Genomic DNA, 9,505 nt, shown 5'->3' with positions numbered 1-9,505 from the left:
CCTCCCGCACCACCGCGGGATCGTCGGTGGGACCGCGCAGCGTCTCGGACCGGGTCAGCGTCGAGAAGTCGTACCGCCGCACCTTCAGCACCACGGTTCTCCCCGACCGTCCGGCGGCCCTCAGCCGCTCCACACACCGCCCCGCCAGCCGGTCCACCTCCGTCCTGACCCGCACCCTGTCGTGCAGGTCCACGTCGAAGGTGTCCTCGACCGACACCGATTTGGTGTCGCGCTCGGACACGACGGGCCGGTCGTCGTGTCCGACGGCCATCCGGTACAGCGAGGCCCCGTGCGACTTCCCCAGAAGCCGCACCAGCTCGTCCTCCCCCGCCCGGGCCAGGTCGGCGATCACTGTCATCCCGGACCTCCGCAGATGGTCCTCGGTAGCGGGCCCGACGCCGGGCAGCGTACGTACGGTCAGCGGCGCCAGCAGCTCCCGCTCCGTCCCGGGCTCGATCAGCACCAGCCCGTCCGGCTTGGCCCGCTCAGAGGCGATCTTGGCCAGCATCTTGGACCCGGCGAGCCCCACCGACCCGGTGAGCCCCGTGACCGCGCGAATGTCCTTCCGCAGCTGCACACCGACCGCCTCCGCGGAGACCCGGTCGTCGGCTGACCCGCCGGCCTCCAGATCCACGAAGGCCTCGTCCAGGCTGAGCGGCTCCATCACCGGTGAGAGCCGCCCCAGCAGCTCCATGACCTGGTTGCTCACATCGCGGTACAGCGAGAACCGGGGCACCAGATACGCGGCATTCGGGCAGAGCCGGCGCGCCTGCGCCATCGGCATCGCCGAGCCCACCCCGAAGCGCCGTGCCTCGTACGAAGCGGTGGAGACCACGCCCCGTGGTCCGAGTCCGCCCACCACCACCGGCTTCCCGCGCAGGCTGGGCTTCGACGCCTGCTCTGCGGCGGCGAAGAAGGCATCCATGTCCAGATGCAGGATGGTGGGCGCGGCTCTCACAACAACCGATGCTGCCCTACGCCACTGACAATCGGCCGGGACCGCACGCCCGGGCCGCTCAGACGGCCCGGTTGCGCCGCCTGGCCAGCTCGTCGGCGGGATTGTGCCCGACCAGTGTCTCCCCGGTGTCGACCCGCTCCCCGTGCAGCTGCGACAGTGCGCTCTCCACGTCCCGCCACACCACCCCGACAGCGATCCCGAAGATCCCCTGGCCGCCCTGGAGCAGATCGACGACCTCGTCGGGCGAGGTGCACTCGTACACCGTCGCGCCGTCGCTCATCAGTGTCATCCGCTCAAGATCCGTGAAACCGCGGTCGCGCAGATGCTGGACCGTGGTGCGGATGTTCTGCAGTGCGACCCCGGTGTCCAGGAAACGCTTCACGATCTTCAGAACGACGACGTCCCTGAAGCTGTACAACCGCTGGGTGCCCGAGCCGTACGCGGGCCGCACACTCGGCTCGACGAGCCCCGTGCGCGCCCAGTAGTCCAGCTGCCGGTAGGTGATCCCCGCCGCCGCACATGCGGTCGGCCCCCGGTATCCGACCGTGTCGGCCACCTGTTCGGCCGCCCCGTCGTGAAATGGATACGGCCCGCCCGCCGCCGTACCGTCAACGCTGCTGTTCACGACGACCTCCGTCCTTGACCTGCCTTCACGACGGTAGGCAGTCACCCGGGGTGCGTCAACGATCGCCACACTCGGCACGCCGAGTGATAATCACCCTGAGAGTGGTTTTCCGTACCCCTCTCCGGGGAAAGGCTACTCGAATGCGTCGAGGGCACCCGGCCTGAACGTCACTGGCTGTTGGTCCCGAAGTCCTCCGGCGAGATCTGGTCGAGGAACTCGCGGAACTTCTCCACCTCGTCCTCCTGCTCGTCCGGAATCGCGATTCCCGCGTCGTCGAGCACCCCGTCACTGCCGTAGATCGGCGTACCGGTGCGCAGTGCGAGCGCTATGGCGTCGGAGGGCCTGGCACTCACTTCGACCCCACTGGCGAAGACCAGTTCCGCGTAGAAGACACCGTCGCGCAGATCCGTGATGCGGACCTCGGTGAGCTCCTGGCCGACCGCTTCCAGGACATCCTTGAAAAGGTCGTGCGTCAGCGGCCTCGCGGGGGCCATCCCCTGCTGGGCGAAGGCGATCGCGGTCGCCTCACCTGGTCCGATCCAGATGGGGAGGTACCGGTCGCCTCCCACTTCACGCAGGAGAACGATCGGCTGGTTGGAGGGCATTTCCACCCGGACACCCACAACGTCGAGCTCGTTCACACAGCAACCCTAGGACGTGCCCGGCACGTTTGGGTAGTCGGGCTCCCCCAAGCTCACTGCAGACGTACGCCGAGAGCCGTCTGCACCAGTGCCGCATGGAGCCGTACGGAGAGCGTCGCGAGCTCTCTGGCGGTCGTCTCCGCATGTGCTCTGGTCTGCGGGTTACGGTGCCGACGCAGCGGCGCCACCACCTGCTCCACGAGCCCGGCCTCACGATCGGCCGCGGCCTTCATGGCGCGCAAATGGCGGGGTTCAAGACCGAACCGCCCGAGATCCGCCACAAGTCGGGCCACGTTCACGGTCTCCGCGTCGTAGCTGCCCCCTGCCATGGGCACGATCAGGCCGTACGACTCCCACTCGTCGAGGTCCTCCGCACTGACCTCGGCGGCGGCGAGAAGCACGTCACGCCCGATACGGGCAGCCGTGGCGTGCTCGGCCTCCGGCTCCTCCCGCAGCGCGTCCTGGGACGGCAGCGAGACCTGCTCCCCGCGCTCCAGGGCATCGAGATGGTCCCTGATGACCCGCAGCGGCAGATAGTGGTCCCGCTGCATCCGCAGCACCTGGGCGAGCCGCTCCACGTCGTCCGTACTGAACTTCCGGTATCCGGACGGAGTGCGCTGGGGCTCGACGAGACCCTCCGCCTCGAGAAACCGGATCTTGGAGATCGTCACTTCCGGGAACTCTTCGCGCAGCAGGTTGAGCACCGTGCCGATACTCACCGGACGGCCGGCCGCGGCGGCGGTGCCGTCGCCGGCACCGCCCGTAGATGTATCCAGCATGGACCTTCCCTTGGGGGTCACACGCCCCGCTGGCTCGCGTAGAAGACCAGCCGGTACTTGCCGATCTGCACCTCGTCGCCGTTCGCCAGTGCAACGGACTCGATCCGCTCGCGGTTCACATAGGTGCCGTTGAGGCTGCCCACGTCCGCGACGGTGAAGCCGCCGTCCACCCCGCGCCGGAACTCCACATGGCGACGGGAAACCGTGACGTCGTCCAGGAAGATGTCGCTCTGCGGGTGACGGCCTGCCGTGGTCAGCTCGCCGTCGAGCAGGAAACGGCTGCCCGAGTTCGGCCCACGGCGCACCACCAGGAGCGCCGAGCCCAGCGGGAGCGCGTCGACAGCGGCCTGCGCCTCGGGCGAGAGCGACGGTGAGGCGGTCTGGCCGGTCGCCTCCGCCTCGTACGCCTCGAGGCCCGAGATGGAGATGGTCGACGTCGTCTCCGAAGGCCGCTCGGGCACACCCGCGCCCGCCCGCAGCGGAGCGCCACAGTTGGAACAGAACCGACTGGCCTCGGCGTTGCGGTGCCCGCACCTCGTACAAACCGGCATGGACGAATCCTCCTGCGATGGTTCCCCAAAACCTATGCGGCCTTGACCGGCAGGGTCAACAGACGACGCGCCCGGAATGTCACCACCGGGACCGTCGACCTCATCGCGGAAGAGCGGGCGCTCCCCGCCCTGCTCCTCACCCTGCCCATGTCGCGGGGCACGGTGTCTGGCAGTGGCGTTGCCACTGTCCTCACGCGTCTTCTTGCCGAACAACTTCGCAAACAACTTCACGGGCGATTCCCCTTGACCGAAACAGACCCGCCCGTGGGGCAGGACGAACCCTGACCGAACACCACTGCTGAACCGGACATCCACACAACGTCCGTATCCATCCGACAGTTTCCACCACGCACCCCGCTTACGGTGCGCCGACCCCCCGCAACCTCATGCCCTAGTCCCACGGCCCCCATGCACCCCTGTCTCACTGCGATGACGACCGAGCGTAGTCAGGCCGCTTCGCCGGTCGCAAGGCATCCACGACGATCTTCTCAACTCGTGTCACCGTGGCGGTGGCCTGCTCTTTCTCCAGAGTCTGCACGACACCCCCCGGAATGTTGAGTGCGGGCTCCAGGTCTTCCGGCTTCCCGATCACCTTGAAGGTGTACGGCGCGCCGACCTTCTGGCCGTCGACCCGGATGCCGCTCTCGTCGGAGAAGTAGGTGTCACCCACCACCCTGACATCGTTGATCTGGATCGCCTCCGCACCCGCCGCACGCAGCTCCTGGATGGTGTCGAGGAGCATGTCGGCCTGCACCGCCTTGTGCGGGTCCTGGATCGTCAGCGTGATCCCGGGCCCCTGCGCCGCCACCGTGCCGGCCAGGATGCCGAGCTGCCGCGCCTTCTCCTGCGTCTGCTTGCGCGCCTCTTCCGCCTGGTCCGAGCTGCTCTCCAGCTCGGTCCGCTGCCCCTCCAGCCGCTGCTTCTCGTCCTCGAGCCGCTGGGTGCGGTTGTCGAGCTCGTCGAGGATGCGCACCAGGTCCTCCTGGCGGGCACCGCGCAGGGCGCTGTTGTCGCTCGTGGAGCGGACCTGAATGGCGAGCCCGAGACCGAGCACAAAAAGCAGGACCGCGACGATGAGCTGCGCGCGTGTCAGGCGCGGCGGCCACAACCCTGCGGCCAGCCGCTGCCGTCCGGTCTGCTGCACCGGCCCGGTCTGCTCCCCGGCGGTGGGGGCCTCTTCTGTCCGGCCCTCTTCGGGATTCTCTTCGTTGCTCATCGGCCTCATGCCCGGAAGACGTGCCGGCGGATGGCCGCGGCGTTCGAGAAGATCCTGATGCCGAAGACGACCACCACACCCGTGGACAACTGCGCACCGACGCCCAGCTTGTCGCCGAGAAACACGATCAGGGCCGCGACCACGACGTTCGAGAGGAAGGAGACGACAAAGACCTTGTCGACGAAGATGCCGTCGAGCATGGCCCGCAGGCCACCGAAGACCGCGTCGAGAGCGGCCACGACGGCGATCGGCAGATAGGGCTCGACCACCGCCGGCACCTCGGGCCGGACGAACAGTCCGACCACGACTCCCACCACGAGGCCCAGTACGGCGATCACGATGTGCCCTTCCCTGTGTTGGCCGACTCGGCGGCCACTGGTTTTGCGGTACGTACGATCAGGCTCGGAGCGGCCGGAAGCCGCACCTCGTCCTGATCGGAAATGCTGGTGCGAATGGAGTAGCTCTCCTGCAGCACGTGCAGGTACTGACCGTCGGCACTGTCCTGGAACGCGGAACTCAGCCGCTTCCCGTCCCCCACCGCGAGCACCGTGTACGGCGGCACGAGCGGCCTGTTGTCCACCAGTATGGCGTCGCCCGCGGCCCTGATCGCCGAGAGCGCCGTCAGGCGCTGCCCGTTGACGGAGATCGCCTCGGCGCCGGACTGCCACAGGCCGTTGACGACCCGCTGCATGTCCCTGTCCCGTACGCGGCCGGTGTCGGAGAAGCCGGAGCTCTCGCGCGGCCCGCCCCCGCCCTGGTCCGTGTCCTTGGCGTCGTCCACGACAAGTTTCACGCCCGGCCCGGTCACCGCTGTCGCCCCGGAGAGCAGGGCCACCAACTCGCCCTGGTCGCCGCCGTGCTGCTCCAGTGCCTTGCGCTGGCGCTCGCCCACCTCGTCACGGAGTGCGTCGACCTTCTTCTGCGTCTTGTCGGCCGCCGCGGTCTCCGACTCGACCCGGTCGATGAGTTCCTGGCGTTCCTTCGCCACCACCGGAGCCGTGATCCTTGCCTGCGCCGCACCCACCGTGACGACCAGCGCGGCCAGCACCAGTCCAGCGGCAAGTCCCAGCTTCGCGCCCAGCGTTCGGGGCATTCCCGTACGGCCTTCGGCTGCCCTGCGGGCCGTCGCTTCCGCGTACCCGTCGTCGAGGCTGTGGTCCATCACACTGGTCAGCAGCGACATCGACGCGTCGGGACGCGGGGGCGGAGTGTCTGTGCTCCGAATGGGGGGCTGCTGGGACATGCCGCACATCGTCGCACGTCGGAGCGTCAGGTACCGAATGGCCCCACCGGTGTGCCGGAGGGTGTACGGCTACCCCCTCCGGCACACCGTCACAACCTCAGTGACCTGCGCTGTCCACGACCGCCGACCACTCGTCGAGCAGCACCTGGGCGGAGGCGTCGTCCGGCCCCTCGGCCCACAGATGAGTGACGGCTTCCGCGGGATCCGGGAGCACCATCACCCAGCGTCCGTCGGTCTCGACCACCCGTACGCCGTCGGTCGTGTCCACGGACCTGTCTCCGGCCGCCTCCACCACCCTGCGCATGACGAGGCCCTTGACCGCCCACGGCGTGGCGAGGTCCCGTCGGAGCACATGCGCACGGGGGATCCGCGCGTCGATCTGACTCAGGGTCAGTTGCGTACGGGCGACAAGGCCGATCAGCCGCACGAATGCGGCGGAACCGTCGAAGACGCTGCTGAACTCCGGAATGATGAAGCCGCCACGCCCGTCACCACCGAAGATCGTCGTCTCTTCCCGGCCCACCCGGGTCAGGTCATCGGGCGACGTGGTCGTCCACTCCACCTGCGTCCCGTGATAGGCCGCGACCTGCTCGGCGATCCTCGTGGTGGTGACAGGCAGCGCCACGCGCCCGCTGCGACGCTCCGCCGCCACGAGATCGAGCATCACCAGCAGCGCACGGTCGTCCTCCACGATCCTGCCTCGCTCGTCCACCAGGGACAGGCGCTCACCGACCGGGTCGAACCGTACTCCGAAGGCAGCCCGTGCCGAGGCGACGATCTCCCCCAGCCGCACGAGCCCGGAACGGCGCGTGTCCGCCGTCTCCGTCGGCCTGGACTCATCCAGGCCCGGATTGATGGTCAGGGCATCGACACCCAGCCGTCCCAGCAGGCTCGGCAGTACCAGCCCGGCGCTGCCGTTGGACGCGTCGACCACCACCTTCAGCCCGGCATCCGCGATGCCCGTGGTGTCCACATTGCGCAGCAGCGAACCGGTGTACGAGTCGAAGACGCTGGACGGGAAGTACAGATCCCCGATCTCCCCGGGGAACGCACGGCGGTACTCCTGACGGGCGTACACCCGGTCAAGCTTTCGCTGACCGCCCTGAGAAAGGTCCGCGCCCCGTTCGTCGAAGAACATGATGTCCACGGAGTCGGGCACTCCGGGAGAGGTGCGAATCATGATGCCGCCGGCGCTGCCACGCGCCGTCTGCTGCCGCGCGACCGGCAGAGGCACGTTCTCCAGGTCCCGTACGTCGATCGCGCTCGCCTGCAGCGCGGAGATCACTGCCCGCTTCAGCGCACGCGCGCCGCGCGAGTGGTCACGCGCCGTGGTGACAGTGGACCCCTTCTTCAGCGTGGTGGCATAGGCGCCGGCCAGCCGGACCGCCAGTTCCGGCGTGATCTCGACATTCAGGATCCCGGAGACCCCACGCGCTCCGAAGAGATGCGCCTGCCCTCGGGACTCCCAGATGACGGACGTGTTGACGAAGGCGCCGGCCTCGATGGTCTTGAACGGATAGACCCGGACATTGCCCTGAACAATCGATTCCTCACCGACGAGGCACTCATCGCCGATGACGGCGCCGTCCTCGATACGGGCCGCACGCATGATGTCGGTGTTCTTGCCGATCACACAGCCGCGCAGGTTGCAGTGCTGACCGATGTAGACGTTGTCGTGGACCACGGCCTTGTGGAGGAAGGCGCCGCTCTTCACGACGACGTTCGATCCCACGACCGTGTGCTCGCGGATCTCCACATCGGCTTCGACCTTGGCGTAGTCCCCGATGTACAGCGGCCCGCGGAGCACCGCGTCCGGGTGGACCTCCGCACCCTCCGCCACCCAGACACCCGGCGAGATCTCAAAGCCGTCGATGTCGACGTCGACCTTGCCCTCGAGCACGTCGGCCTGGGCCTTGACGTAGCTCTCGTGAGTCCCGACATCCTCCCAGTAGCCCTCGGCGATATAGCCGTAGATCGGCTTGCCCTCCTTCATCAGCTGAGGGAAGACATCGCCGGACCAGTCGACGGACGTATCGGCTTCGACGTAGTCGAAGACTTCGGGCTCCATCACATAGATGCCCGTGTTCACGGTGTCCGAGAAGACCTGTCCCCAGGTGGGCTTCTCCAGGAACCGCTCGACCTTGCCGTCCTCGTCGACGATCGTGATGCCGAATTCCAGCGGGTTCGGCACACGGGTCAGGCAGACCGTGACCAGTCCACCCTTCTCCTTGTGGAAAGCGATGAGATCGGTCAGATCGAAGTCGGTGAGCGCATCACCGGAGATAACAAGGAAAGTGTCGTCCTTCAGCGCTTCCTCGGCATTCTTTACGCTGCCGGCCGTGCCGAGTGGCTTCTCCTCATTGGCATAGGTGAGCTCCATACCGAGCTCTTCGCCATCGCCGAAATAGTTCTTGACCAGCGAGGCAAGAAATTGCACGGTTACGACGGTCTCATTGAGCCCATGCCGCTTGAGCAGGCGCAGCACATGCTCCATGATCGGCCGGTTTACCACCGGCAGGAGCGGCTTGGGCATACTCGAGGTCATTGGACGAAGGCGAGTGCCTTCGCCACCAGCCATCACGACGGCTTTCATGTCGGAAGCGTCCTCCTGAAAAGAGACAACGGGGTCTAGCCGATGTCACCCGTCCTGAAGTGCCTCTCAGGCATCATGCGCATACCGGCCACACCGCGCGGCACCGCACCGACGAGCTCAATCGGCTACTTCGTCCGCCTTCACGAGCCGGCGGACCTGCACTACGTAGAGGATCCCTGCCCACCAATACAGAGTTGTACCCCAAATAGCGAACGCCCATCCGAGAACCGCTCCGAGGGACGCCAGCCACCCGTGACCGTCGCTGAGCAGCAGCAACGGGAAGGCGTACATCAAGTTGAAGGTGGCGGCCTTACCCAGGAAGTTCACCTGCGGCGGCGGATAGCCGTGCCGCCGGAGGATTCCCACCATCACCAGAAGCATCAGCTCTCGGGCCAATAGCGCTGCCGTCAGCCAGAGCGGCAGGATCTCGCGCCAGGTCAGACCGACCAGGGTGGAAAGAATGTAGAGCCGGTCCGCAGCAGGGTCGAGAAGACGCCCCAGGCTGCTGATCTGGTTCCACCGTCTGGCCAGCTTGCCGTCGAGGTAGTCGCTGATGCCACTGAGCATCAGTACGAGCAATGCCCAGCCGTCACTCTTGGGTCCGCCGAACTCAGGGCGGAGAATCAGCCACAGGAAGACGGGCACACCGACGAGGCGAGCCATGCTCAGGATGTTGGGGATGGTGAGGACCCGCTCGGTCTGAACTCGGGTCTCCTGGACCTCCACCCGGGGGCCTCCTGTGAGAAACGTGCCAACGATGCCCCCTGACCCTACCCTCAGCCGCGGCCGGCAGGTGCACAGGGGTAACCGCCCTGGCCGGCACCTGCACCGGAACGCAGAAAACCCCCGCACCAAAAGGTGCGGGGGTTTCCCGGAATGATTGTTCGGCGGCGTCCTAC

The 9,505-nt window shown here is 67.2% G+C and carries 10 protein-coding genes; all 10 read right to left on the bottom strand.

All coding sequences use genetic code 11. From position 1 onward, the window contains the following. On the bottom strand, positions 1-958 hold a 958-nt coding region (locus J0695_RS24075), incomplete at its 3' end, for a DNA polymerase IV (protein ID WP_206964818.1). Positions 959-1,016: 58 nt separating this feature from the next. Beyond that, positions 1,017-1,514 carry a MerR family transcriptional regulator gene (locus J0695_RS24070; RefSeq protein WP_307798736.1) on the bottom strand — a complete coding sequence of 166 codons (498 nt, stop codon included), beginning with the start codon at positions 1,512-1,514 and terminating at the stop codon, positions 1,017-1,019. A 236-nt stretch (positions 1,515-1,750) separates the two neighbouring features. After that, positions 1,751-2,224 carry a bifunctional nuclease family protein gene (locus J0695_RS24065; RefSeq protein WP_033327106.1) on the bottom strand — a complete coding sequence of 158 codons (474 nt, stop codon included), beginning with the start codon at positions 2,222-2,224 and terminating at the stop codon, positions 1,751-1,753. Between the two features lie 53 nt (positions 2,225-2,277). After that, positions 2,278-3,003 (bottom strand): transcriptional regulator FtsR, encoded by a 726-nt coding sequence (ftsR, locus tag J0695_RS24060; RefSeq protein WP_206964814.1) that lies wholly within the window; start codon positions 3,001-3,003, stop codon positions 2,278-2,280. 17 nt (positions 3,004-3,020) lie between these two features. Further along, on the bottom strand, positions 3,021-3,869 hold the full coding sequence (locus J0695_RS24055; protein ID WP_307798735.1) for an FHA domain-containing protein: 849 nt from the start codon (positions 3,867-3,869) through the stop codon (positions 3,021-3,023). 106 nt (positions 3,870-3,975) lie between these two features. Beyond that, positions 3,976-4,770 (bottom strand): DUF881 domain-containing protein, encoded by a 795-nt coding sequence (locus J0695_RS24050; RefSeq protein ID WP_242553114.1) that lies wholly within the window; start codon positions 4,768-4,770, stop codon positions 3,976-3,978. 5 nt (positions 4,771-4,775) lie between these two features. Continuing rightward, entirely contained in the window at positions 4,776-5,108 is a 333-nt protein-coding gene (locus J0695_RS24045; RefSeq protein WP_206964811.1) for a small basic family protein, read from the bottom strand. Then, entirely contained in the window at positions 5,105-6,013 is a 909-nt protein-coding gene (locus tag J0695_RS24040) for a DUF881 domain-containing protein (RefSeq protein ID WP_206964809.1), read from the bottom strand. The genes J0695_RS24045 and J0695_RS24040 overlap by 4 nt, the downstream gene beginning before the upstream one ends. Positions 6,014-6,110: 97 nt before the next feature. After that, positions 6,111-8,606: a mannose-1-phosphate guanyltransferase gene (locus J0695_RS24035; protein ID WP_206964807.1), complete on the bottom strand. Its 2,496-nt coding sequence runs from the start codon at positions 8,604-8,606 to the stop codon at positions 6,111-6,113. 117 nt (positions 8,607-8,723) lie between these two features. Further along, positions 8,724-9,332 carry a cardiolipin synthase ClsA gene (clsA, locus tag J0695_RS24030; protein ID WP_206964806.1) on the bottom strand — a complete coding sequence of 203 codons (609 nt, stop codon included), beginning with the start codon at positions 9,330-9,332 and terminating at the stop codon, positions 8,724-8,726. Positions 9,333-9,505: the final 173 nt, after the last annotated feature.

The sequence above is a fragment of the Streptomyces beijiangensis genome, assembly GCF_017315755.1.
GTDB classification, from domain to species: Bacteria; Actinomycetota; Actinomycetes; order Streptomycetales; family Streptomycetaceae; genus Streptomyces; species Streptomyces beijiangensis.
The sequence above is the reverse complement of the archived record's forward strand: the minus strand, read 5'-3'. Positions and strand labels throughout refer to the sequence as shown.